Source organism: Arthrobacter sp. PAMC25564, from assembly GCF_004798705.1.
GTDB lineage: Bacteria > Actinomycetota > Actinomycetes > Actinomycetales > Micrococcaceae > Arthrobacter.
Map to the genome: position 1 here is coordinate 2,538,821 of NZ_CP039290.1, position 24,695 is coordinate 2,563,515.

At 68.2% G+C, this 24,695-nt stretch carries 19 protein-coding genes; 15 read left to right on the forward strand and 4 right to left on the reverse strand.

All coding sequences use genetic code 11. From position 1 onward, the window contains the following. Positions 1-13 precede the first annotated feature (13 nt). From carA to E5206_RS11925, 9 genes are all read left to right on the forward strand, one after another. On the forward strand, positions 14-1,246 hold the full coding sequence (gene carA, locus E5206_RS11885; protein WP_240689677.1) for a glutamine-hydrolyzing carbamoyl-phosphate synthase small subunit: 1,233 nt from the start codon (positions 14-16) through the stop codon (positions 1,244-1,246). Then, positions 1,246-4,560, forward strand: coding sequence for a carbamoyl-phosphate synthase large subunit (gene carB, locus E5206_RS11890; protein ID WP_136322657.1), 3,315 nt, complete (start codon positions 1,246-1,248; stop codon positions 4,558-4,560). Before carA ends, carB begins: the two co-directional genes overlap by 1 nt. Then, positions 4,553-5,437 carry an orotidine-5'-phosphate decarboxylase gene (gene pyrF / locus E5206_RS11895; protein WP_136322658.1) on the forward strand — a complete coding sequence of 295 codons (885 nt, stop codon included), beginning with the start codon at positions 4,553-4,555 and terminating at the stop codon, positions 5,435-5,437. The genes carB and pyrF overlap by 8 nt, the downstream gene beginning before the upstream one ends. Before the next feature lie 108 nt (positions 5,438-5,545). Beyond that, positions 5,546-5,863 (forward strand): integration host factor, actinobacterial type, encoded by a 318-nt coding sequence (gene mihF, locus E5206_RS11900; RefSeq protein WP_136322659.1) that lies wholly within the window; start codon positions 5,546-5,548, stop codon positions 5,861-5,863. Positions 5,864-5,921: 58 nt separating this feature from the next. Then, positions 5,922-6,494 (forward strand): guanylate kinase, encoded by a 573-nt coding sequence (gene gmk, locus E5206_RS11905; RefSeq protein ID WP_136322660.1) that lies wholly within the window; start codon positions 5,922-5,924, stop codon positions 6,492-6,494. Positions 6,495-6,533: 39 nt separating this feature from the next. Further along, a complete protein-coding gene (gene rpoZ, locus E5206_RS11910) occupies positions 6,534-6,794 on the forward strand; it encodes a DNA-directed RNA polymerase subunit omega (RefSeq protein WP_136322661.1) in 261 nt (86 codons plus the stop codon). Between the two features lie 50 nt (positions 6,795-6,844). Next, positions 6,845-8,122, forward strand: coding sequence for a bifunctional phosphopantothenoylcysteine decarboxylase/phosphopantothenate synthase (locus E5206_RS11915; RefSeq protein WP_136322662.1), 1,278 nt, complete (start codon positions 6,845-6,847; stop codon positions 8,120-8,122). A 78-nt stretch (positions 8,123-8,200) separates the two neighbouring features. Beyond that, positions 8,201-9,436, forward strand: coding sequence for a methionine adenosyltransferase (gene metK / locus E5206_RS11920; RefSeq protein WP_136322663.1), 1,236 nt, complete (start codon positions 8,201-8,203; stop codon positions 9,434-9,436). 167 nt (positions 9,437-9,603) lie between these two features. After that, a complete protein-coding gene (locus tag E5206_RS11925; RefSeq protein WP_136322664.1) occupies positions 9,604-11,811 on the forward strand; it encodes a primosomal protein N' in 2,208 nt (735 codons plus the stop codon). Between the two features lie 204 nt (positions 11,812-12,015). Here E5206_RS11925 and E5206_RS11930 read toward each other — a convergent pair whose 3' ends face one another. From E5206_RS11930 to E5206_RS11945, 4 genes are all read right to left on the reverse strand, one after another. After that, entirely contained in the window at positions 12,016-13,125 is a 1,110-nt protein-coding gene (locus tag E5206_RS11930; protein ID WP_136322665.1) for a glycosyltransferase family 1 protein, read from the reverse strand. Beyond that, on the reverse strand, positions 13,122-14,048 hold the full coding sequence (locus E5206_RS11935; protein ID WP_136322666.1) for an alpha/beta hydrolase: 927 nt from the start codon (positions 14,046-14,048) through the stop codon (positions 13,122-13,124). The genes E5206_RS11930 and E5206_RS11935 overlap by 4 nt, the downstream gene beginning before the upstream one ends. Before the next feature lie 11 nt (positions 14,049-14,059). Next, positions 14,060-14,938 (reverse strand): aldo/keto reductase, encoded by an 879-nt coding sequence (locus E5206_RS11940; RefSeq protein WP_136322667.1) that lies wholly within the window; start codon positions 14,936-14,938, stop codon positions 14,060-14,062. A 61-nt stretch (positions 14,939-14,999) separates the two neighbouring features. Further along, on the reverse strand, positions 15,000-15,962 hold the full coding sequence (locus E5206_RS11945) for a sugar-binding domain-containing protein (protein ID WP_136322668.1): 963 nt from the start codon (positions 15,960-15,962) through the stop codon (positions 15,000-15,002). A gap of 124 nt (positions 15,963-16,086) precedes the next feature. On the opposite strand from E5206_RS11945, the gene E5206_RS11950 reads away from it, so the two are divergent. The 6 genes from E5206_RS11950 to E5206_RS11975 all read left to right on the forward strand — a co-directional run bounded on the left by E5206_RS11950 (position 16,087) and on the right by E5206_RS11975 (position 24,692). After that, positions 16,087-17,916: a glycerol-3-phosphate dehydrogenase/oxidase gene (locus E5206_RS11950; RefSeq protein ID WP_240689679.1), complete on the forward strand. Its 1,830-nt coding sequence runs from the start codon at positions 16,087-16,089 to the stop codon at positions 17,914-17,916. A 160-nt stretch (positions 17,917-18,076) separates the two neighbouring features. Beyond that, complete coding sequence (locus E5206_RS11955; RefSeq protein ID WP_136322670.1) at positions 18,077-18,817, forward strand: MIP/aquaporin family protein; 741 nt, start codon at positions 18,077-18,079, stop codon at positions 18,815-18,817. Positions 18,818-18,865: 48 nt separating this feature from the next. Beyond that, on the forward strand, positions 18,866-20,380 hold the full coding sequence (glpK, locus tag E5206_RS11960; protein ID WP_136322671.1) for a glycerol kinase GlpK: 1,515 nt from the start codon (positions 18,866-18,868) through the stop codon (positions 20,378-20,380). A gap of 363 nt (positions 20,381-20,743) precedes the next feature. Next, positions 20,744-23,278 (forward strand): leucine--tRNA ligase, encoded by a 2,535-nt coding sequence (gene leuS / locus E5206_RS11965; RefSeq protein WP_136322672.1) that lies wholly within the window; start codon positions 20,744-20,746, stop codon positions 23,276-23,278. A 108-nt stretch (positions 23,279-23,386) separates the two neighbouring features. After that, entirely contained in the window at positions 23,387-24,439 is a 1,053-nt protein-coding gene (locus tag E5206_RS11970; RefSeq protein ID WP_136322673.1) for a DegV family protein, read from the forward strand. Between the two features lie 67 nt (positions 24,440-24,506). Further along, a complete protein-coding gene (locus E5206_RS11975) occupies positions 24,507-24,692 on the forward strand; it encodes a hypothetical protein (protein ID WP_136322674.1) in 186 nt (61 codons plus the stop codon). Positions 24,693-24,695 lie beyond the last annotated feature (3 nt).

Below are 24,695 nucleotides of genomic sequence, written 5' to 3' on the forward strand. Positions count from 1 at the left end.
CGTGACGGACGAAGTGACACAAACAACAGGAACTGCAGCAGCTGCAGCAACGCCCGCCCCGGCAGTCCTCGTGCTCGAGGACGGACGGATCTTCCGCGGCACCAGCTACGGCGCCACCGGAACCGCCCTGGGCGAGGCGGTGTTCGCCACCGGGATGACCGGCTACCAGGAGACCATCACCGATCCCTCCTACGCCCGCCAGCTCGTCGTCCAGACGGCCCCGCACATCGGAAACACGGGAGTCAACAAGGACGACGCCGAGTCCCGGCGCATCTGGGTGGCCGGCTATATCGTCCGCGACGCGGCCCGGCGCCCGTCCAACTGGCGCTCCGAGCGGTCCCTTGACGCCGAACTCGTCGAGCAGGGGATCGTCGGCATCCAGGGCGTCGACACCCGCGCCATCACCCGTCACCTTCGCGAACACAAGACCATGCGCGCCGGCATCTTCTCCGGCGACGCAGCCCGCGCCGCGGACAAGGACCTCGTGGACACCGTCCTGGCCAGCGCACCGATGGAAGGCTCCCGGCTGGCCGAGGAAGTCAGCGTGGACACCGCCTACACGGTGGAGCCCAAGGACTTCGGCTGGGACGGCGAACCGCTGTTCAGCATCGCCGCGATCGACCTGGGGATCAAGCGGATGACCCCCATCCGTTTCGCCGAGCGCGGCGTGCGCGTGCACGTGCTCCCGGCGACTGCGACCATCGAGGAGATCAACGCGGTCAACCCGGACGGCGTCTTTATGTCCAACGGCCCCGGCGACCCTGCCACCGCCGACAGCCAGGTCAAACTGTTGCGCTCGGTGCTCGACGAGAAGATCCCGTACTTCGGGATCTGCTTCGGAAACCAGATCCTGGGCCGCGCCCTGGGCTTCGGCACCTACAAACTGCGCTACGGACACCGCGGCATCAACCAGCCCGTGATGGACCGGCGCACCGGCAAGGTCGAAATCACCTCGCAGAACCACGGCTTCGCCGTCGATGCCCCGCTCAACGGCGCCACCCGGGCTCCCGAGGAGCGCTACGGCCGCGTCGAGGTCAGCCACGTGAGCTTGAACGACGACGTCGTGGAAGGCCTCGCCTGCCTTGACATCCCCGCCTTCTCCGTGCAGTACCACCCCGAGGCCGCGGCCGGACCGCACGACGCCGCCTACCTCTTCGACCGCTTCATCGCGCTGATGGCAGACACCAAATCAGCCGCCGCCGGCGCCCAGACCTCCACCGATTCCAAGACTGAGGACAAGAAGTAATGCCCAAGAGAACTGACCTCAAGAGCGTCATGGTCATCGGTTCCGGCCCGATCGTGATCGGCCAGGCGGCCGAATTCGACTACTCCGGAACCCAGGCACTGCGCGTCCTCAAGGAGGAGGGCCTGCGGGTCATCCTCGTCAACTCCAACCCGGCCACCATCATGACGGACCCCGAGTTCGCCGATGCCACTTACCTGGAGCCGATCACCCCCGAGGTGGTCGAGAAGATCATCGCCAAGGAACGCCCCGACGCGCTCCTGCCGACCCTGGGCGGCCAGACGGCACTCAACACCGCCATCGCCCTGGACAAGAACGGCGTGCTGGAGAAGTACAACGTCGAGCTGATCGGCGCCAACATCGCGGCGATCGAGCTCGGCGAGGACCGCGAGAAGTTCAAGGGCGTCGTGGAGCGTTGCGGCGCCGAGTCGGCCCGCAGCCACATCATCCACACCATGGACGAGGCCCTCGTCGCCGCCGGGGACCTGGGCTACCCGATGGTGGTCCGGCCCTCCTTCACGATGGGCGGACTCGGCTCCGGCCTGGCCTACGACGAGAACGACCTGCGCAGGATCGTCGGCCAGGGCCTGCAGTACAGCCCCACGTCCGAGGTGCTGCTCGAAGAGAGCATCCTGGGCTGGAAGGAATACGAGCTCGAGATGATGCGGGACAAGAACGACAATGTCGTGGTCGTCTGCTCCATCGAGAACTTCGACCCGGTCGGCGTGCACACCGGCGACTCCATCACCGTTGCCCCGGCCCTGACCCTGACGGACCGCGAATACCAGCGGCTGCGCGACATCTCCATCGCGGTCATCCGCGAGGTCGGCGTTGACACCGGCGGCTGCAACATCCAGTTCGCCGTCGAGCCGGACACCGGCCGCGTCGTCGTGATCGAGATGAACCCGCGGGTCTCCCGCTCCTCGGCCCTCGCCTCCAAGGCCACGGGCTTCGCGATCGCCAAGATTGCCACGAAGCTGTCGCTGGGCTACACCCTGGACGAGATCCCCAACGACATCACCCAGAAGACCCCGGCCTCCTTCGAGCCGACCCTGGACTACGTCGTCGTGAAGGTCCCGCGCTTCGCCTTCGAGAAGTTCCCGGCGGCGGACCCCACCCTGACCACCACCATGAAGTCGGTGGGCGAGGCCATGGCCATGGGCCGCAACTTCACCGAGGCCCTGCAGAAGGCGCTCCGGTCCCTCGAGCAGAAGGGCTCCCAGCTGGACTTCGGCCACGTCCCCGAATGGGAAGTCCCGGAGCTGATTGAGAAGTCCAAGCGGCCCACCACGGAACGCCTGCACCAGGTCCAGCGCGCCCTGCTCGGCGGCGCCACCGTGGAGCAGCTCTTCGAAGCCACCAAGATCGACCCCTGGTACCTGGACCAGCTCCAGCTGCTGAACGAGATCTCGCTGGAGATCCGCAAGGCCGCCGCCCTCACCCCGGAAATGCTCAAGCGCGCCAAGCGCCACGGCTTCTCCGACGAGCAGATCGGCGCCCTGACGCACAACTCCGAGGACGTCGTCCGGGGCGTCCGGCAGGCCCTGGGCATCCGCCCCGTCTACAAGACCGTGGACACCTGCGCCGCCGAGTTCGCCGCGTACACGCCGTACCACTACTCCTCCTATGACGAGGAGGACGAGATTGCGCTGCACGCCAAGCCGTCCGTCATCATCCTCGGCTCCGGGCCGAACCGGATCGGCCAGGGCATCGAGTTCGACTACTCGTGCGTCCACGCCTCCATGGCCCTGCGCAAGGCCGGCTACGAGACCGTTATGGTCAACTGCAACCCCGAAACCGTTTCCACCGACTACGACGTCTCCACCCGCCTGTACTTCGAGCCGCTCACCCTCGAGGACGTCCTCGAGGTCATCGCGGCCGAGGAGCGCACCGGCGGGGTGATGGGCGTGTTTGTCCAGCTCGGCGGCCAGACCCCGCTGAAGCTGGCCCAGCAGCTCGCCGACGCCGGCGTCCCGATCCTCGGCACCTCACCGGAGGCGATCGACCTCGCCGAGCACCGCGGCGCTTTCTCCCGCGTGCTCGACGAGGCGGGCCTGATCTCGCCCAAGAACGGCACCGCGGTGTCCTTCGAGGACGCCAAGAAGATCGCCGACGAAATCGGCTACCCCGTCCTGGTCCGCCCGTCCTATGTCCTGGGCGGCCGCGGCATGGAGATCGTCTACGACGAGCCCAACCTCTCCCGCTACATCGCCAACGCCACCGAGATCACCCCGGACCACCCGGTGCTGATCGACCGCTTCCTCGAGGACGCCGTCGAGATCGACGTCGACGCCCTCTACGACGGCACGGAGATGTACCTGGGCGGCATCATGGAGCACATCGAGGAGGCCGGCATCCACTCCGGCGACTCGGCGTGCGTCCTGCCGCCCATCACCCTGGGCAACAACGTCCTGGACCGGGTCCGGACCGCCACCCTGGCGATCGCCGAGGGCGTCGGCGTCCGCGGCCTGATCAACATCCAGTTCGCCCTGGCCTCCGACGTGCTCTACGTCCTCGAAGCCAACCCGCGCGCCTCCCGCACGGTCCCGTTCGTCTCGAAGGCGACCGGCGTCCAGATGGCCAAGGCGGCGGCCCTGATCGGCGTCGGCGTGACCATCAACCAGCTCCGCAGCGCCTACAAAATGCTGCCGGAAACCGGCGACGGTTCCACGCTGCCGCTGGACGCGCCGGTCTCGGTCAAGGAAGCCGTGCTGCCGTTCAGCCGCTTCCGCACGCCTGAGGGCAAGGTCGTCGATTCCCTGCTCGGGCCGGAAATGCGTTCCACCGGCGAGGTCATGGGCATCGACAAGCACTTCGACACCGCCTTCGCCAAGAGCCAGGCGGCCGCCAACAACGCGCTGCCCACGGAAGGGAAGATCTTCGTCTCGGTGGCCAACCGGGACAAGCGCTCGGTGATCATGGGCGTCAAGCGGCTCTCGGACCTGGGCTTCGAGATCGTCTCGACCGGCGGCACCGCCGACGTGCTGCGCCGCAACGGCATCCAGGCCACCCCGGTCCGGAAGGTCGCCGAGGGATCCAGCGCCGAAGGCGAGGGCACCATCGCCGACCTCATCGTCGCCGGTGAGATCGATATGGTCTTCAACACCCCCTCCGGTGGCGAAGCCCGCAGCGACGGTTACGAACTGCGCGCCGCGGCGACGTCGATCGGCATCCCGTGCATCACGACGGTGGCCGAATTCAACGCGGCCGTCCAGGCCATCGAGGCGCTGCGCACCTACGAATGGTCCGTCACAAGCTTGCAGGAGCACGCCGCCGCCCTCGCCGCATCGCAGAAAACAGCTGCGCAGCATGCCTGAGTCTGCTGCCAACACTGATCCGGCCGGCCGGGAGTCCTTCGGCTCCCGGCTGGGCCGGGCCATGGCGGACCGCGGCCCGCTCTGCGTCGGCATCGATCCGCATCCGGCGCTGCTGCAGCGCTGGGGCCTGGCGGACGACGTCGCAGGGCTGGAACGCTTCTCCCTGGCGGTCCTGGAGGCCGTGGGTTCGATCGCTGCCGCGGTGAAGCCGCAGGTGGCGCTCTACGAGCGCCATGGCTCCGCCGGGATGGCCGTGCTGGAACGGACCCTCGCCGCAGCGGCGGCAGCCTCGGTCCTGACCATCGCGGACGCCAAGCGCGGCGACATCGGGTCCACGATGGCCGCCTACGCGGACGCCTGGCTGCGGGACGGCTCGGCGCTGGCCGCGGATTCGGTGACGCTGAGCCCGTACCTGGGCTTCGAGTCGCTGCGGCCGGCCCTGGACCTCGCGGCGGAATCCGGGCGCGGCGTGTTCGTGCTGGCGCTGACCTCCAACCCGGAGGGCGCTTCCGTCCAGCACGTGGGCGGGGCGGACTCGGTAGCCCGCCGGATCGTACAGGCCGCCGCCGCTGAGAACAGGCGCTACCTCGCCGTCCCTGGCGGGCCGGGGCTCGGTTCTGTGGGCCTCGTGGTCGGCGCGACCGTCGGTTCGGCCCTGACCGAGCTGGGCCTGGACCTCACCGCGGTGCGCGGGCCGATCCTGGCCCCCGGCCTGGGCGCCCAGGGCGCGACGGCGGCGGACCTGCGGCGGACCTTCGGCGACGCCTACCCGCAGGTGCTCGGCACCTCCAGCCGGGACATCCTGGGCGCCGGGCCGCGGCTCCGGGATCTGCACGACGCGGCACGGCGCACGCTCGACGAACTGCGCGCGGCGTAGCTGTACCAACCGGGTTGCTTGCCGGCCGCGGGCACTTGTCCATTGATTTCTGCCTCGTCGAGGCGGTAGGTTCAGGACACGTCCCACGGCAACCGCAGGAGGACTTCAGTGAGCTTGCGACCCCTCACCCCGCAGGAGCGTGCAGACGCCCTGCACAAGGCCGCCGCCGCCAGGACCACCCGGGCCACGGCCAAGGAGCGGCTCAAGTCCGGGGAGCTGACGATCGCCCAGGTGATCAGCTCCGGGGAGTCTGATGACGCCATCGCACGGATGCGGATCGTGGAGCTGCTGGAGGCGCTGCCCGGAATCGGACGCGTCCGCGCCGCGTCGATCATGGAGCAACTCGGGATCGCCGCGTCCCGCCGGGTCCGTGGCCTGGGAATCCACCAGCGCCGGGCGCTGGTAGATTTCATAGACAACAAGTAGACCCTTCCATCGACCTGATTCAGGCCCAGCTGATTCAGACACCGCCCCAAAGGAATATGTGAGCAAGAAACCGGGACTGACAGTCCTCGCCGGCCCGACGGCTGTTGGCAAAGGCACCGTGTCCACCTACATCCGGGACAACTATCCCGGCGTCTGGCTCTCCGTCTCGGCGACGACGCGTCCGCCGCGGCCGGGGGAGGTGGACGGGGTCCACTACTTCTTCAAGTCGGCCGAGGAATTCGATGCCCTGGTGGACAACGGCGAACTCCTCGAGTGGGCGGTCGTGCACGGCCGGAACCGCTACGGCACGCTCCGCAGCACCGTGGACGCCGCCATCGCCGAGGGCCGGGCCGTGCTGCTGGAAATCGACCTGCAGGGCGCCCGGCAGGTCAAGAAGGCCGTCCCTGCCGCCCAATTCGTGTTCCTGAAGCCGCCGAGCTGGGACGAAATGGTCCGCCGCCTGGTGGGCCGCGGCACGGAATCAGCGGAGGAACAGCAGCGCAGGCTGGAAACCGCTAAACTAGAACTTGCCGCTGAACCGGAGTTTGACCACAGCGTCATCAATGATGACGTTCGACGGGCAGCGGACGAGCTTGTTTCACTCATGGGGTTGACCCCGAACCCGCGCTAGGCGCCGGGACGTATCGGCCCGTTAGAATTTGGAGAATTCGTGTCCACGAACCTTGAAGGCATCATCAACCCGCCGATCGACGAGCTGCTGAAGGCTGCCGACTCGAAGTACGGACTGGTGATTTTCGGTGCCAAGCGCGCACGCCAGATCAACGCTTACTACGCCCAGCTGCACGAGGGCCTGTTCGAGTACGTCGGCCCGCTGGTCGACACCAAGCTGAACGAGAAGTCGTTGTCCATCGCCCTGCGCGAGATCAACGAAGGCAAGCTCGTTTCCACGCCGTTCGAAGCTGCAGAGTAGTAGAGCATTCCGGAAGCAAAATAGACTGACTGCCTGTTGACGGAGATCACGTGCGCATAGTCCTCGGAGTCGGGGGAGGGATAGCCGCCTACAAGGTGGCGTCGCTCCTCCGGCTTTTTACTGAAGCCGGCCATGACGTCACGGTCATCCCCACGGAGGCGGCCACCCGGTTCGTCGGCGTCGCCACCTGGGAAGCCCTGTCCGGGCACCCCGTCACCAGCAGCGTCTTTGACGAGGTCCCCGCCGTCAACCACGTGCGCCTGGGCCACGAGGCCGAGCTGATCGTGGTGGCCCCGGCCACCGCGGATTTACTGGCGCGCGCCGCCACCGGCCAGGCCGGCGACCTGCTGGGCACCACCTTGCTGATGGCCCATGGGCCGGTGCTGATGGCCCCTGCCATGCACACCGAAATGTGGCGCCACCCGGCAACCCAGGCCAATGTCGAAACCCTGCGCAGCCGCGGCATTACCGTGCTCGAGCCCGCCAGCGGGCGGCTGACCGGCGCGGATTCCGGCCCCGGCCGCCTGCCCGAACCCGAGGCCATCTTCGAGGCCGCCATGGTCCTGGCCGGCGCGCCGGCCGGGACGGGTGCGCTCCCGGCGTCATTCCCGCCCCCGGCGTTGCCGCTTGCAAAGCAGCCCCTCGCGGGGCTCACCGTCACCATCAGCGCCGGCGGCACCCGTGAACCGCTGGACCCCGTGCGGTTCCTGGGCAACCGGTCCTCCGGCAAGCAGGGAGTGGCCCTGGCCATCGCGGCCCGCGACGCCGGTGCCAGGGTCCGGCTGCTGGCCGCCCACATGGACGTCCCTGCACCGGACGGCGTCGAACTCGTTGAAGTCGAGACGGCACTGGAACTACGCAAGGCGGCGCTGCACGCGGCCGCCGACTCCGACGTCGTGATCATGGCGGCCGCCGTGGCGGACTTCCGTCCGGCCGACGTCTCCGGGACGAAGATCAAGAAGCGCGACGACGTCGCCGATCCCGTCATCTCCCTGGTGCGCAATCCGGACATCCTGCAGGAACTCGTCGAGGTCCGCGACGCCGCCTCCCGCGACCAGCTGATCGTCGGCTTCGCAGCCGAGACGGGCGACTCCGAGGGCGACGTCCTCGAGTACGCAGAGGCCAAGCTCCGCCGCAAGGCCTGCGACCTGCTGGTGGTCAACCAGGTAGGCCAGGGCAAGGTCTTCGGCCAGGACAGCAACTCGGTGGTCATCCTTTCCCGCTCCGGCTCCGAACCCCAGGAGGCATCGGGTTCCAAGTCCGATGTTGCGGCGGCCGTGATTGACCGCATCAGCGCCGAGTTGAGCCGGGTTGTCCCGCCGGCCTGAGCCTGGCATAAGCACCGTCTCCTTCGCACAGCGACACACGCCGCCGGACGTCCGTTTTCCAACCAGTAAGGTAGTTGAGTGACTTTACCGCTGCACATCCCTGATTTCCACGGGTCCACACCCGCTTCGCTCCGGCTCTTCACCTCCGAGTCGGTGACCGAGGGGCACCCGGACAAGATCTGTGACCAGATCAGCGATGCGATCCTCGACGCCCTGCTCTCCAAAGACCCAGAATCCCGCGTTGCCGTGGAGACCCTGGCCACCACCGGCCTGGTCCACGTGGCGGGCGAGGTGACCACGGATGCATACGTTGAGATCCCGCAGATCGTCCGTGAGACCATCCTCGGCATCGGCTACGACTCCTCGGCCAACGGCTTCGACGGCGCCCGCTGCGGTGTGTCCGTTTCCATCGGGCAGCAGTCCAACGACATCGCCGGGGGCGTGTTCAACTCCCTCGAAGCACGCGAAGGGCGCCAGGAGGACGACTACGACCTCCAGGGGGCCGGGGACCAGGGCCTCATGTTCGGCTACGCCAGCGACGAGACCCCCTCTTACATGCCCGTTCCGATCTGGCTCGCGCACCGGCTCTCCGAGCGACTGACCGAAGTCCGCAAGAACGGACTGCTCGGCTACCTCCGCCCGGACGGCAAAACCCAGGTCACGGTGGGCTACGACGGCGACCGCCCGGTCTCGGTTGAGACGGTCGTCATCTCCAGCCAGCACGCCGAAGGCGCCAGCCTCGACCAACTCCGCGCCGACCTGGCCCGGTACGTCGTCGATCCGGTCATGGCGATGTCGAACCTGGACATCTCGCGGACCAAAAACATCCTCAACCCGGCCGGAGCGTTCGTCATCGGCGGTCCCGTCGGCGACGCCGGCCTCACCGGCCGCAAGATCATTGTCGACACCTACGGCGGCATGGCCCGCCACGGCGGCGGCGCCTTCTCGGGCAAGGACCCGTCCAAGGTCGACCGCTCCGCGGCCTACGCGATGCGCTGGGTCGCGAAGAATGTCGTGGCCGCCGGGCTCGCCAAGCGCGCCGAAATCCAGATCGCCTACGCGATCGGCCAGGCACGCCCGGTGGGAACCTACGTGGAGACCTTCGGAACCGAGACCGTGGACCCGGCCCGGATCAGCGCCGCGATCGCCGAGATCTTCGACCTGCGCCCCCGGGCCATCATCGACGCGCTCGACCTCAAGCGCCCGATCTACGCCAAGACCGCCGCCCACGGCCACTTCGGCCGCGAAGATCCGGACTTCACCTGGGAGCGGCTGGACAGGGTGGACGACCTCAAGTCATTCTTCAACGCCTGAGGCCCCGGGGCCTGAAGCCTGCAACCACACCGGCATGCAACGCCGTTTTGTCAGTGCCATGTGATCTGCTGTAGCCAGGCCGCCTACCGGCGGCCTGGCTACTTGCCATTTAGCTGCTGTGTCGATTTAGCTGCTGTGTCGAAACGATCCGGAGGGGAGGTGCCGCCATGAATCCACTGCCTGCCGGCAGAGTGCCCGGCGGACCCCTTCAGCTGTCCCTGCTGCAGGGCTTTCCCGCCTCGGCTGCGCAAGCATCCGGCCCCGCCCTCGCGGCGGAACTGCCGGTGGCGCGGGTGCTGCTCGAATCCTCCCTCCCTCATCTGGACCGGCCCTTCGACTACAGCGTCCCGGCCAGCCTGGACGCCGCGGCGCAGCCCGGCGTCCGGGTCAAGGTGAAGTTCAACGGCCAGGAACTGCCCGGCTACCTTGTGGACCGGACCGCGGAGTCCGACGCCGGGCATGCCCTGGTGCCGCTGCACAAAGTCGTCTCTGCGGTGCCGGTGCTCACCCCGGCAGTCCTGGAACTCGCCGGACGGGTCGCCGGACGGTACGCCGGGACGGTCAGTGATGTCCTGCGGGTGGCCGTGCCGCCCCGGATGGCGAAACTCGAAAAGGAGTTCGCCCCGGACGGACGCCTGGATCCGGCCCTTTTCGCGGCCCCGACCCCGGCCGCGTCTGACACCACCGGGCCCGCGATGGCTCCGGGGCCTGGTTCCCGGGCGGCGTCCGCGCCGGGTGCCGGCTGGGCCGGCTACCGCAACGGTCCGGCCTTCCTCCAGCACCTGACCGCCGGGGAGTCCCCGCGTGCCGTGTTGAGCGCGCTCCAGGGCTTCGGCCCGGCAGGTTGGCCGCATCTCGTGGCGGGGGCCGTCGCCGCCGTCCGCCTGTCCGGCCGGGGCGCCGTCGTCGTTGTGCCCGACTACCGCGACCTGGACCGGGTGGAGGCCGCGCTGCTCGAACTCCTCCCCGCCGACGATATCGCCCGGCTTACGGCGGACGACGGCCAGACGCCCCGCTACCGGAGTTTCCTGCGGGTGCTCAGCGGCGCTGCCGGCGTCGCCATCGGGACCCGGTCCGTTGCCTACGCTCCCGTCCGCCGCTTGGGACTCGTGGTCTGCTGGGACGACGGCGATGACCTCCATATCGAGCAGCGCTCCCCGTACGCCCACTCCCGCGAGGTACTGCTGCTCCGCGCCGGCCAGGAGGGCGCCGCCTGCCTGCTGGCGGGACATTCGCGCAGCACGGAAACGCAGCGGCTCGTCGAGTCCGGCTGGGCCTGGCCCGTCGAGGCGGAACGCACCGTCGTCCGCCGCACCGTCCCGCGGGTGCTCAACACGGCGGACAGCTTCGAGCTCGAGCATGATCCGCTCGCCAGGATCGCACGGCTGCCGGGCGCGGCCTGGCGGGCCGCGAAGGACGGCCTGGAACGCGGACCCGTCCTGGTCCAGGTGGCCCGGGCCGGCTACGCGCCCTCGCTGGCCTGTGAGAACTGCCGTGAACCGGCACGCTGTACGGCCTGCAGCGGCCCGCTGGCCATTGTCGGGTCCGGCGGCAGCTCCGCCGCGCCGCAATGCCGCTGGTGCTCCGCGCCGGCCCCCGCATGGCGTTGCAGCACGTGCAACGGCGTGAGCCTCCGGCGAGCCGCCACCGGGGCCCTCCGCACGGCCGAGGAACTGGGCCGGGCCTTTCCCGGAACGCCCGTGATGACCTCATCCGGGGACCGCGTCCTGGCCGTCGTGCCGGATGCGAAAGCTCTGGTCGTGGCTACGGTGGGGGCGGAGCCGGTCGCCCCGGGCGGCTACGCCGCGGCCCTGCTGCTTGACGGGGATTCACTGCTGCGCCGGGAGAACCTGCGGGCCGGGGAGGACGCCGTCCGCCGCTGGTTCAACGCCGCCGCCCTGGTGCGCCCGGCACCGGACGGCGGCCTCGTGGTCATCACGGCCGATGACGCCGCCGGGGTCGGGGCCCTGCTGCGCTGGGATGCCGCCGGCTATGCCCGCCGGGAGCTGGCCCTGCGGCAGGAACTGCAGCTTCCGCCTGCCGTCCGGGTCGCTTCCATCACCGGCGGCCGGACCGCCGTCGGACACTTCACCCTGGCCGTCGAGCAGCGGCTGGGAGCGCAAGGGATCGTGCTGCGGGCGGCAGGACCGGCGCCCCTGCTGACCCCCGGGCCGTCGGCTGACCAGGCCGGCAGCCCTGCGGGGGCACGGCAGCGGCCCCGGGACGGCGGCGGGGATGTCCGGACGCTGCTGTTCATCCCGTACGCGCAGGCCGCGGAGGCCACCAAGGTGATGCGGGCGGTCAAGGCAGCTGCCGCCGCCAAACGCAGTGATGAGCCCGTGCAGCTGCGGCTCGACGGCGTCGACGTGCTTTAGGCGCACTTCCCACGGAGGCTGTGAGCGCGGCTGGCGGACGTTTGGCCGATGGCCGGCCAGGTGCCGGCGATTCGCCACAGACGGCCGGAATGGCGGCCCCATAGCGGCCCTCTGTGGCAAATGGGTGCTCCATGACCCGCGACGCGTGGCCGGGGGCTTCCCGGCCTCGCGGCGGGTGCGGACCGGATTGATTCTTCGTGCCGGCTACTTCCGCGCTGGCTGCTTCCCGGCCCGGGAGCGGCGTCCCCGCAGCGCCACGGCCTCTTCGGCGACTTCGAGGAGCCTGCGCGCGGACGTGTCCCAGCTGAAGTCGGCCGCGCGCTCCACGCAGCGGCGGGAGCGTGCCTTCCACAACTCGGGCTCCTCAAGCTTCCGCACGGCCCCGGCGAACTCCGCCGGCGAATCCGGATGCACGTAGCTGACGGCGTCCTCACCCACTTCGCGGAAGATCGGGATGTCGCTGGCGATCACGGGGGTACCGTGGGACATTGCCTCCACCAGCGGGAGCCCGTAGCCCTCCGCCTTGGAGAGGCTGACCAGGGCCGTGGCGCGGGCCAGCAGGGCCTCATACTCGGCGTCGGTCACGCCGTTGTGGAAAACGATCGCCGCGCCCGCCGGGGCGAGTGCTTCAAGCTCGGCGCGGCGGGCCGGGCTGATCCGGCTGAGCAGGTGCAGGGTCATCTCCGGCAGCTCCGCCATGCCCCTGATCATGGTCTCGACGTTCTTGTACGGCATAAAGGAGCCCATGTAGAGCAGCGTCCTTTCCGCCCCCGCCTCCGGGTCCCGAGGGGTATGTCCATGCTGCGGGGCGTTGCCCACAATCCGGACGGGGCGCTTCGTGAGCCGGTACTTTGCGATCAGGGCCGCGGTGGTCGCACTGATGGTGGCGACGACGTCGGCCCGGTTCAGCAGGACCCGCTGGGGCCAGAACGCCTTATGGTAGAGGCGCCAGAGGACCCGGACGGGAGCCGGCAGGAATCCCGGAGGTTCCGGGTGTTCGTAGTAGATCAGATCATGCAGGGTCAGCACGAGGGCGTACTTGCGGCCCCAGCTGCCCATCGTCTGCATGGGGCACACCACCACATCGGCGCCGAGCCTGTTGACCTTTGCGGCCACGAACAGTTCGGCGGGGGAGAGCGGGCTGTTGATCAGGGTGTAGGGCACCTCAGGCAGGAGGGCGAGCTGGCGGACATCACTGATCAGCATCGAGACGTCCGCGATCCTGGCCGTGGCCGCGATGAGGCTCGCGCCGTAGCGGCTGATCCCGTCGTGATGGTCCAGCCTGGTGAAGCGGGCGTCGATGAGGATTTTCACGCTGCATGGTCCTTCAGGAAGCGGCGGATGAAGGCCGCGGCGGGTTCCGGGGTTTCATAGTGGATGAGGTGCCCGACGCCGGGAATGACATCCAGGCTGCCGTCCGGCAGCAGCGCCAAGAGCTTGTGCTGGTCCGGCAGGGTGGCGATCTCGTCCTTTTCCCCCGCGATCAGCAGCACCGGGAGCGTGAGCCGGCGGGCCACCTCGGACACGTTGCTGCCGGCCGAGGCCTTAAACGCCTCCAGCAGGCTGTCCCGGTCGGCGAACGCGGAAAAATAGGCGCTGTGCTGGGCATGGACGAACCTCCGGAGGTCCTTGTCCCTGGTCTTGGCCATCGCTTCGCTCATCACCCGGACGATCAGCTGGCTGCGCAGCAGGGCGAGACCGATCCGCCGCGGGAGCCGTGCGGCGGCCTCGTAGTACAGCACCGCCAGTTTGGTCATGAGCCCCTTGGGTCCTTCGAGGGCGGGGGCGGCGATGGGGTTGACCAGGATCAGCTCCGCGACCGCGCCGGGGTTGGCCGCCACGAAATGGCTGGCGACGATCGAGCCGAAAGAATGGCCCAGCAGGACCGTTTCCGCACCGAGCCCCAGGGCGGCCATGAAGTCACCGATGAAGTCCGCGTAGCGTCCGACGCTGTGTTCGCCGCCGCTGAAAGCCGGCGAGCTGCCGAACCCGGGCAGGTCCGGCATGATGAGGCGCATCTCGGGCAGCTGGTCGGCGACCCGGAGCAGTCCGTGGTGGTCGCCGCGGAAGCCGTGGATCACCAGGATGGTCCGGGTTCCAGGGGTCACGCGGACGGGCTCGTAGCTCCAGTACGCAACCGCGCCGCCGTCGAGGTCCACCGCCGCGGCCCGTGTGCGGGCCGGCAGCTCAGCGCTGAAAAGGGGCGTGGGGGAGGGGGCGGTGTCCACATGTTCCATTCGTTCGAATCCTAGTTGACGGCGTCGGGGTGGGAGCCGGTGCGGAAGCCGCGTTCAAGGGCGGCAAGGTCCGCCATGTCCGTAGCATCCAGGCTGAAGCCGAAGACGTCGAGGTTCTCCCGGATCCGGGCGTAGGAACTCGCCTTGGGGATCGCGACGTTGCCCAGCTGGACATGCCACCGGAGGATGATCTGCGCCGCGGTCCGGCCGTGCTCCGCGGCGAGCGCCAGCACCACCGGATCCTTCAGGGCCTGGCCGCGCCCGAGCGGGCTCCACCCCTCGGTGGTGATTCCGAGCTTGCCGTGCAGGGATCGCAGCTCGGCCTGCTGCAGCCAGGGATGGAGCTCGACCTGGTTTACGGCGGGGACGACCTCCGCGGTTTCCAGCAGGTGCTCCAGGTGGGCGGGCTGGAAGTTGGAAACTCCGATCGCCCGGACCTTGCCCTCGCGGTACAGCGTCTCCAGTGCCCGGTAGCTTTCCGTGTAGAGCCCGCGCCGGGCGCAGGGCCAGTGGACCAGGTACAGGTCCACATATTCCAGGCCGAGGTTGGAGATCGAGGTGTCGAAGGCGCGCAGGGTGGCGTCGTAGCCGTGGTCGTCGTTCCACAGCTTGGTGGTGATGAACAGGTCCTCGCGGGAGAGCGCCGGGGAGGATTCGCCGGAACCGCCCCGGGTATCGTCGCCCGGGGTGAATCCGGAGAGGGTCCCGATTCCCCGTCCGACGCCTGTTTCGTTGCCGTACATGGCGGCGGTGTCGAAGTGCCGGTAGCCGGCTTCGATGGCCATCGTCACGAGTCCGGGAGCATCGGCCGGGGGGACCTTGTAGAGTCCGAATCCCAGTTGGTCGATCAGGACGCCGTTATTGAGGCTGAGCCGGGGCGAGGGTTTCATAGCACTGACTTTACCGACTCCGCGGCCTGCCGCCCCACGGGACAGGCCGTCCGGTACCCGCTCAGGACAGGCCGTCGTACCTCACCAGGCGCCGGGCGGAGGCCTCGTCGAGGATCAGGTCCGTGGCCAGGCCCGCCGCCAGTGCGCCGCGCAGCCCGTTGATCTTGGAGGCGCCGGACACCACGCAGATACGACGCCGGACCTGCCGGAGCCGGGCCAGGTCCGGCCCGGTGGAGCGTTCGTTGAGCGTGATCCCGTCCGAGGAGCCGTCGGCCCGGAAGAAGACGGTGGCGACGTCGCCCACGACGTCGGAATTCGCCAGGACGACAAGGTCCTCCTCGTCAAGATAGCCGCCCGCATAGACATGGCTGGGGTAGTCGGCGTCGACCGATCCGACGCCGAAGATCGCGATGCTCATCCGCGCCTGCAATGCCAGGATGCGCTGAACACTGCGCTCATTCCACATCGCGGTTTTGGTCGCGGCGTGGTCGAAGAAGGCGGGGACCGGGAACTGCTCGACCCGTGCGCCGTAAGCGCTGCCGAACCGGCGCATGATGTCCGAAGCGTAGGTGATGCCGGTGGTTTGCATGTTCCCGGCGCCGTTGAGCTGGACGACCACGCTGTCATGGGTGATCTTGCGCGTCAGGTGCCGGCTGACGGCGCTCAGGGTGGACCCCCAGGCCACTCCGATGATGGCGTTGGAGTCCACCAGCGGGCCGATGGTCCGGGCCGCCTGCATGGCCACCCGGTCCAGTGTTTCCGCCTCGTTCAGCGTGTCCACCACGGGAACAACATGAACATCCACCTTGTATTCGGCCCGGATCATGTTCTCCAGTTCGGGCCCGGTGTCCAGCGGACTCCGGATCTGGATCTGCACCAGGCCGGATTCACGCGCCGCCGATAACAGCCGCGAAACCGTGGATCGGGACGTCCGGAGTTCGCGTGCGATCGCGTCCATCGTCAGGTCCTGAAGGTAGTAAAGCTGGGCCGCGCGGAGGGCGTCGGAGTGGCGTGAGGGTGTCATCCCATTTCCGTTCTGCACGTTTGTGCATAGTGCTTGACTCCATTTTCCATTACTCCAAACAATAGTGATGAACGGCGGTGCGCCCTGCGGCGCGCCGCGACTGACCACACCCCAGGGAGCAGTTTTGGGAAACAAGGATTCATCCCGCATCCAGGCCCCGGCCAGCGTGCGCGCATCAGTGCAGAAGCTGCGGACGCGGCGGCACGCACAGGTGCTCATTATCGGCGGCGGCATCAACGGAGTGGGTACCTTCCGTGACCTGGCCCTGCAGGGGGTGGATGTGGCGCTCGTCGAGCGCGGCGACTATTGCCAGGGCGCCAGCGGCGCCTCCTCGCACATGATCCACGGCGGTATCCGTTACCTCGAAAACGGCGAGTTCCGCCTCGTCCAGGAGTCCGTGGTGGAGCGCAACCGCCTCCTGCGGATCGCCCCCCACTATGTGAAGCCCCTGCAGACCACCATTCCCGTCTTCAGCACCTTCTCCGGCATCCTCGCCGCGCCGCTGCGCTTCCTGACCCACAAGCAGCGGGGAAGGCCCCAGGAACGGGGCGCCGTCCTGATCAAGCTTGGCCTGAGCCTGTACGACTTCTTCTCCCGCGACGGCGGCTCGGTGCCGCGGCACGAGTTCCGCGGCCGCAAGCGGGCCCTCGCCGAACTGCCGCGGCTGCACCCCGGCATCAAGTACACCGCGACATACTTCGACGCCTCGGTCCACAACCCGGAACGGCTTACCCTTGATGTCCTGCAGGACGGTGAAAAGGCCGGCGCGGCGGGCGGCGGCCTGGCCCGCGCCAGCAACTACGTCTCGCTTGTCTCCATGCCCGGAGCAGGCGGCGAAGCCGGAAGCGCCCGGACGGGAAGTACTGTCCGGCTCCGCGATGAACTCACCGGGGAGGAGTTTGACTTCACGGCGGACGTCATCGTCAACACCACCGGCGCCTGGGTGGACCTGACCAACGGGGCCCTGGGCGCGGCATCGTCCTTCATGGGCGGCACCAAGGGCTCGCACATCGTGCTGGACCACCCGGAGCTGCTGGAGGCGTGCCACGGCCGGGAGATCTTTTTCGAACACACGGACGGCCGGATCGTGCTGATCTACCCGATGGGCGACCGGGTCCTCGTGGGGACCACCGACGTCGACGCCGACCTGGCCGAGGACGCCGTCTGCACCGAGGCCGAGATCGACTACTTCTTCGCGCTGATCGGCCAGGTGTTCCCGGATGTGGCGGTGAGCCGCGGGCAGATTGTCTATTCCTTCGCGGGCGTGCGCCCGCTTCCGAAGCACGACGCCACGCAGCCCGGTTTCGTCAGCCGGGACTACCGGATCGAACGCCGGGCCGTCCCGGCGCCCGCAGCGGATGACGCGGTTGCGGCGCCCGGCGGCGGCGCCGTCGTCCTGAGCCTCGTGGGCGGCAAGTGGACCACATTCCGGGCCCTTGCGGAGCACCTCAGCAATGACGTCCTCGCCGAGCTCGGCATGGAAAGGAAGGTCTCGACGGCGAGGCTCCCCATCGGCGGCGGCGCCGGCTTCCCGGACAATGCTGACGGCGTCCAGCGGTGGATCAAGGCCCACATGTCCGCCGGCCGCGGCGCTGAGCGCACCGCAGGGTTGCTGACCCGGTACGGGACCCGGGCCGGGGAAGTCATCGGCTTCATGGACAGCGCCCCCGACGGCGATGCGGACCGGCTCCTGCATTCCACCCATGAACTGAGCGTCCGCGAGCTGGCGTTCATGGCGCAGAACGAACAGATCGGGCATCTGGCCGACGTCCTGATCCGCCGGACTTCCCTCGCCTTCCGGGGACTCGTGACCGGAGAACTGCTGAACGAGGTTGCCGGCATCCTGTCCGGGCCGCTGGGCTGGGACACGGCAACCCGGGCCCTTGAGATCAGCCATGCCGAGGAGGTGCTCCAGCGGTTCCACGGTGTCCGGGTCCACAGCCTGGTTTCCTGACACGACATACGTGCCCGGACCGGGAAACCCGGGCGCAAGACCTGCGCGGTCCGCCCCGGCGGCCGGCGCAGTAGCCGGCCGGCGGCGCCAACGCGCGGCCGGCCCAACGGACCTTCAAACTCGCGAAGGGCCGACAACAGAAAATAGAGGAGAGTCAAAGATGTCTCTTGGATTAGTTTTCCTGTCCGAAGTGATGGGAACCATGATGCTCACCCTCTTGGGTTGCGGCGTGGTGGCCAACGTTGCGCTGAAGGGCACTAAGGGCAACGCCGGTGGGTTCCACCTGGTGAACTGGGGCTGGGGTCTTGCGGTCATGGCCGGCGTGTTTGTCGCTGCCAAGTCCGGGGCTCACCTGAACCCCGCAGTGACCCTGGGCATCGTGTCCAGCGGCGCCAAGGAGTTCGTCCCCGGCATTCCCGTTGATGCCGCATCGATCTTCACCTACTTTGGCGGGGAACTGTTGGGTGCCTTCATCGGTGCCGTGGTCTGCTGGCTGGCCTACAAGCAGCACTTCGACGAGGAGCCGCTGGCCGCCAACAAGCTGGGCGTGTTCTCCACCGGCCCGGCCATGCGAAGCTACGGCTGGAACGTTGTCACGGAAATCATCGGCACCTTCGTGCTGGTCTTCGTGATCCTGATGTTCGGCAAGAGCGCTGCCGGCCTTGGCCCGCTGCCGGTTGCCCTGTTGGTTGTGGGCATCGGCGCCTCCCTCGGCGGACCCACCGGCTACGCCATCAACCCTGCCCGTGACCTCGGCCCGCGCATCGCCCACGCCCTGCTGCCCATCAAGGGCAAGGGTTCCAGCGACTGGGCCTACTCCTGGGTGCCGATTGTTGGGCCGATCATCGGCGGCGTGCTGGGCGGCCTGATGTCCCAGTGGATTCCCATTGTGGTCAAGTAGTCCCCGCGCCAAGATTCCCTGCATCCGTTACTACAGAAAGAAACAACGATGTCTCAATATGTAATCGCCATTGACCAGGGCACCACCAGCACCCGCGCCATCGTGTTCGACCACAGCGGCAACATCGTCTCCTCGGGCCAGATGGAGCACGAGCAGATCTTTCCGCAGGCCGGCTGGGTGGAGCACGACCCCGCCGAGATCTGGAACAACACCCGCGAAGTGATCGCCTCGGCCCTGTCCAAGGCGAACCTGACCCGCCACGACATCGCCGCCGTCGGCATCACCAACCAGCGCGAAACCGCCGTCGTCTGGGACAAGACGACAGGCACGCCGGTCTACAACGCCATCGTGTGGCAGGACACCCGCACGCAGCCGATCGTGGATGAACTGGCCAAAGACGGTGGACCGGAGCGCTTCAAGCAGAAGGTGGGCCTGCCGCTGGCGACCTACTTCTCCGGCACCAAGATCAAGTGGATCCTGGACAACGTCGAGGGCGCCCGCGCCAAGGCTGAAGCCGGCGATCTGGTCTTCGGCAACACGGACTGCTGGGTGCTCTGGAACCTGACCGGCGGGACCGACGGCGGTGTGCACGTCACCGACGTGACCAATGCCTCGCGGACCATGTTCATGGACCTCGAGACGCTGTCCTGGGACCAGGAGATCCTGGACGCTTTCGGCGTCCCGGCCTCCATGATGCCAGCCATCAAGTCCTCCTCCGAGGTCTACGGCACGGTGCACACCTCCCAACTGCTGCGCGAAGTACCCGTCGCCGGCATCCTGGGCGACCAGCAGGCGGCGACCTTCGGGCAGGCGGCGTTCGAGGCCGGGGAAGCCAAGAACACCTACGGCACGGGCTGCTTCCTGATCTTCAACACGGGCGAGGAAATCGTCCACTCGAAGAACGGGCTGCTGACCACGGTGGGCTACAAGCTCGGCGATGCGGCACCGCACTACGCGCTGGAGGGCTCGATCGCCGTCACAGGTTCACTGATCCAGTGGCTGCGTGACAACCTCGGCATGATCAGCAGCGCCCCGGAAGTCGAGACCCTCGCTGCCGCGGTCCCGGACAACGGCGGCGTGTACATTGTTCCGGCCTTCTCGGGCCTGTTTGCCCCGTACTGGCGCTCCGATGCCCGCGGCGCGATCGTCGGCCTGACCCGGTTCGTGAACAAGAACCACATCGCCCGCGCGGCGCTGGAGGCCACGGCCTTCCAAACCCGCGAGGTGCTCGACGCTGTCAACGCCGACTCCGGAGTGCCGCTGACGGAGTTGAAGGTCGACGGCGGCATGGTCGCCAACGATGCCCTGATGCAGTTCCAGGCGGACATCCTCGGGGTTCCGGTGATCCGGCCGAAGGTTGTCGAGACCACCGCGCTGGGCGCTGCCTACGCGGCCGGCCTCGCCGTCGGCTTCTGGAAGGACCTGGTCGAGTGCTCGGCCAACTGGTCCGAGGACAAGCGCTGGGAGCCGAAGATGGAGTCGGCCGAGCGGGACCGCCAGATGCGCCTCTGGAAGAAGGCCGTCACCAAATCCATGGACTGGGTCGACGACGACGTGAAGTAAGCCTTCGCACAGCCTTCACCCAACGGGAGCTCCGGTCAGCTAAGCCTGACCGGAGCCCTCCGTTTAGGCCCGGCGGCGGGGCCTTCCATTTCGCCGCGGACCAGCCGGAGACGCTAAAGTAGTTCTATGCGTGCGATCCTTCTGCTTAGCTAGCCGCCCGGCATCCCGAAGAGAACTCGGATTGCCGAGCGGCAGCCCCTCCATGTCGAGGGGCTTTTGTGTGTCTGGGGGTCCCGTCCGGTCCCCGGCGGAGAACAGCACAGGGGACAGAGGGGTCAGGGCAGAACAAGTAGCCTTGACGGTACAGACATGGCAGCACAGACATGGCGGTACCCAGGCTTGACAGAACAGAAGAGGCCAGCAGTGAGCGTTCAGCCGGAGACAGAGACCGGAACAGCAGCACCAGCCGCGACGGAAGCGCCCGAGGAGGGCGCCTACAACTTCGCGGCGATGGAAGCCAAATGGCCGCAGGTCTGGGAGGACCTCAAGGTCTTCACGCCCCTCGACGACGGGTCCAAGGAACGCCGGTACGTGCTGGACATGTTCCCGTACCCGTCCGGCGACCTCCACATGGGCCACGCCGAAGCCTTCGCCATGGGCGACGTCGTCGCGCGCTACCTGCGCCAGCAGGGCTACGACGTGCTGCACCCGATCGGCTGGGATTCCTTCGGGCTGCCGGCCGAGAACGCCGCGATCAAGCGCAATGCGCACCCCAGCGAGTGGACTTACGCCAACATCGAGACCCAGGCGGAATCCTTCAAGCGCTACGCCATCTCCGCTGACTGGTCCCGCCGCATCCACACCTCGGACCCGGAGTACTATCGCTGGACCCAGTGGCTGTTCAAGCGCTTCTATGAGCGTGGCCTGGCGTACCGCAAGAATTCGCCGGTCAACTGGTGTCCCAAGGACCAGACCGTGCTTGCCAACGAGCAGGTCGTCAACGGAGCGTGCGAGCGCTGCGGAACCCCCGTCACCAAGAAGTCCCTGAACCAGTGGTACTTCAAGATCACCGAGTACGCCGACCGGCTCCTGGACGACATGGACGAACTGCGCGGCCACTGGCCCGAGCGTGTCCTGGCGATGCAGAAGAACTGGATCGGCCGTTCCGAAGGCGCGCACGTCACCTTCGTCATCGAGGCCGACGGCGGCAAGCCCGCGGAAAACGTCACGGTCTTCACCACCCGCCCGGACACGCTGTACGGCGCCACCTTCTTCGTGGTGGCGGCCGATGCGCCGCTGGCCGTCGGGCTGGTCACGGACGAGCACGCCGCCGCCCTGGACGCGTACCGCGAGCAGGTCAAGGCCCTCTCCGAAATCGAGCGCCAGTCCACCGAGCGAGAGAAGACCGGCGTCTTCACCGGCCGCTACGCGGTCAACCCGCTGAACGGTGAGAAGCTGCCGGTCTGGGCCGCCGACTACGTCCTGGCCGACTACGGCACCGGCGCCATCATGGCCGTCCCGGCCCACGACCAGCGCGACCTCGACTTCGCCCGCACCTTTGACCTGCCGGTCCGCGCCGTGCTGGACACGGGCGAGGAAGACCCCGCAGTCAGCGGTACCGCGACCTCGGGCGAGGGGACCCTGATCAACTCCGGCGCCCTGGACGGACTGCCCAAGGCAGAAGCCATCCCGGCCGCCATTGAAATCCTGCAGCAGCAGGGCACCGGCGAGAAGTTCGTGAACTTCCGCCTGCGCGACTGGCTGCTGAGCCGCCAGCGCTTCTGGGGCACCCCGATCCCGATCATCCACTGCCCGGCCTGCGGCGAGGTCCCGGTCCCGGACGAGCAGTTGCCGGTCACGCTGCCGGCTGAGCTGCGCGGCGAGGACCTGTCCCCGAAGGGCACGTCACCGCTGGCCGCCGTCGAAAGCTGGGTCAACGTCCAGTGCCCCAACTGCCACGGGCCGGCCAAGCGGGACACGGACACGATGGACACCTTCGTGGATTCCTCCTGGTACTTCCTGCGCTTCGTCTCCCCGCAGTACACCGGGGGGCCGTTCGATCCCGAGAAGATCAACGACTGGATGCCGGTCGGTCAGTACGTCGGCGGCGTGGAGCATGCCATCCTGCACCTGCTCTACGCCCGGTTCTTCACCAAGGTCATCCACGACATGGGCATGCTTGACGCCGACGAACCCTTCAGCGCGCTGCTGAACCAGGGCCAGGTGCTCAACGGCGGCAAAGCCATGAGCAAGTCCCTCGGCAACGGCGTTGACCTCGGCGAGCAGCTGGACAAGTTCGGCGTCGACGCCGTACGCCTGACCATGATCTTCGCCTCCCCGCCGGAGGACGACGTGGACTGGGCGGACGTCTCGCCCTCGGGTTCCGCGAAGTTCCTGGCCCGGGCCTGGCGGCTCGGACAGGACGTCGCGAGCGAACCCGGCGTCGACTTCGCTACCGGTGACCGCGCCCTGCGCATCGTCACGCACCGCACCATAGCCGATGCCGAGGCACTGCTGGACCACAACAAGTTCAACGTGGTCGTGGCCAAGCTGATGGAGCTGGTCAACGCGACCCGCAAGACTATTGACGCAGGCACCGGCGCAGGCGGGGCCGACCCGGCAGTACGGGAGGCCGTGGAGGCCGTCGCGGTCATCCTGAGCCTCTTCGCGCCATACACGGCGGAGGACCTGTGGAACGTGCTGGGGCATCCCGCGTCGGTGGCCAACGCCGGCTGGCCCACCCACGACGAGGCGCTGCTCGTGCAGGACTCGGTCACCGCCGTCGTCCAGGTCCAGGGCAAGGTGCGCGACCGGCTGGAGGTATCGCCGGGCATCGGCGAGGACGAGCTGCGCGCACTGGCGCTGGCCTCGGAGAATGTGCAGCGGGCCCTCGACGGCCGGGGCATCCGCACCGTGATCGTCCGGGCGCCTAAACTGGTCAACATCGTCCCGGCCTAGCCGGGCCAGGCGAATTCAAAGCCGGCCGCCGGTGAAAGCCGGCGGCCGGTCCGCAGCAGGACCGGACAGACTTCCAGGACAGCGCAACCAGCCGGCAGGAGGCCCTTGGTGCCAGACCGCGAGCCGCCAGGCTGGCCGTGGCTGAAGGAGCGCCTCATCCGGCTCCGGCAGGCGACGCCGCCCGGCGCCGTCCCCGAGGCGGTGCCCGCCGCCGTCGTGCGCACGGCCGTGGTGACGGACTCCGCCGCCGCCTTGCCCGCCGAATGGGTGCGGGCGTGCACGGCAGACGGCCGGCTGACAGTCGTCGCCATGCCCGTCATGGTGGGAGCCGAGATCTACGGTGAGGGCGAGGATGACATTGCGGCCACGATCGCGGTCGCCCTCGCCAGCGGGATGCCCGTTAAGACCTCGCGGCCCTCGCCGGGGCAGTTCGAACAGGCCTACCTTGCGGCGCTGAAACGAGGCTTCGAGTCCGTCGTATCGATCCATATTTCCGGAGAGCTCTCCGGCACCGCAGACTCCGCCCGCCTCGCTGCGGACCGCGTCGGCATCCCGGTGGAGGTGGTGGACTCACGCACCGTGGGAATGGCGCAGGGCATGGGGGTGCAGAGCGCCGTCGTCGCCGCGGCTGACGGCAGGAACGCCCAGGAGGTCAGGGCCTTCGCCGAGGAACGGCTGGCCCGCGCCAGGGTCTATTTCTATGTCCCGAGCCTGGAGCAACTCCGCCGCGGCGGCCGGATCGGCGCGGCCGCCTCGCTCTGGGGCACCATGTTTTCCATCAAACCGATCCTGGCGGTCGAGGACGGAAAGATCGTTCCGCTGGAACGCGTCCGGTCCGCGGCGAAGGCGATTGCCCGGCTTGAGGAAATCGTCGCCGCCGATGCCTTGTCCCGGCCGGATGGCCAGGCGCGGCTCGCCGTCCACCATTTCGGCAACCCGGCAGAAGCGGACCAGCTTGCGTCACGGCTTGCGGTCCTGTTGCCCGATACCCCGCCGGCGCAGATCAGCGCCCTTCCGGCCGTGCTGGCGGCGCACGCCGGTCTCGGCGTGCTGGCGGTGATCGTGGGGGAAAGCAGCACACCGCTCGACGGCGGTTCGCTCGCCAAGGAGCCTGCCGGCGGCGCTTGCGGACCAACCGAAGGGGCCGCCGCGGGGGAGTAGAACGGCGGAATAGTGGCTGAATCGGAGCGCTGGTAGTACAGTCTCCCCACCGGCACAGGAGGCCCCCATGGCAATGCAAGTTCACCACGTCGCACAACTCGACAGGGACGTCGCCGAAGAGGTGACCAAATGGCTGAAATACCTCAAGGGCCAGGTGACCAGCGTCCAGTTCCTCACGACCACGGTGCCCGACCCCGCGGCCCCCGGGAAATGGCGGGTGCAATACGAGGCCTACATCACTTACCAGCAGTAGCCG

Coding starts and splice junctions, on each gene's coding strand:
- carB (WP_136322657.1), top strand. CDS start 1,246: ATGCCCAAGAGAACTGACCTCAAGAGCGTCATGGTCATCGGTTCCGGC.
- pyrF (WP_136322658.1), top strand. CDS start 4,553: ATGCCTGAGTCTGCTGCCAACACTGATCCGGCCGGCCGGGAGTCCTTC.
- E5206_RS11925 (WP_136322664.1), top strand. CDS start 9,604: ATGAATCCACTGCCTGCCGGCAGAGTGCCCGGCGGACCCCTTCAGCTG.
- E5206_RS11935 (WP_136322666.1), bottom strand. CDS start 14,048: ATGGAACATGTGGACACCGCCCCCTCCCCCACGCCCCTTTTCAGCGCT.
- E5206_RS11940 (WP_136322667.1), bottom strand. CDS start 14,938: ATGAAACCCTCGCCCCGGCTCAGCCTCAATAACGGCGTCCTGATCGAC.
- E5206_RS11945 (WP_136322668.1), bottom strand. CDS start 15,962: ATGACACCCTCACGCCACTCCGACGCCCTCCGCGCGGCCCAGCTTTAC.
- E5206_RS11955 (WP_136322670.1), top strand. CDS start 18,077: ATGTCTCTTGGATTAGTTTTCCTGTCCGAAGTGATGGGAACCATGATG.
- glpK (WP_136322671.1), top strand. CDS start 18,866: ATGTCTCAATATGTAATCGCCATTGACCAGGGCACCACCAGCACCCGC.
- E5206_RS11975 (WP_136322674.1), top strand. CDS start 24,507: ATGGCAATGCAAGTTCACCACGTCGCACAACTCGACAGGGACGTCGCC.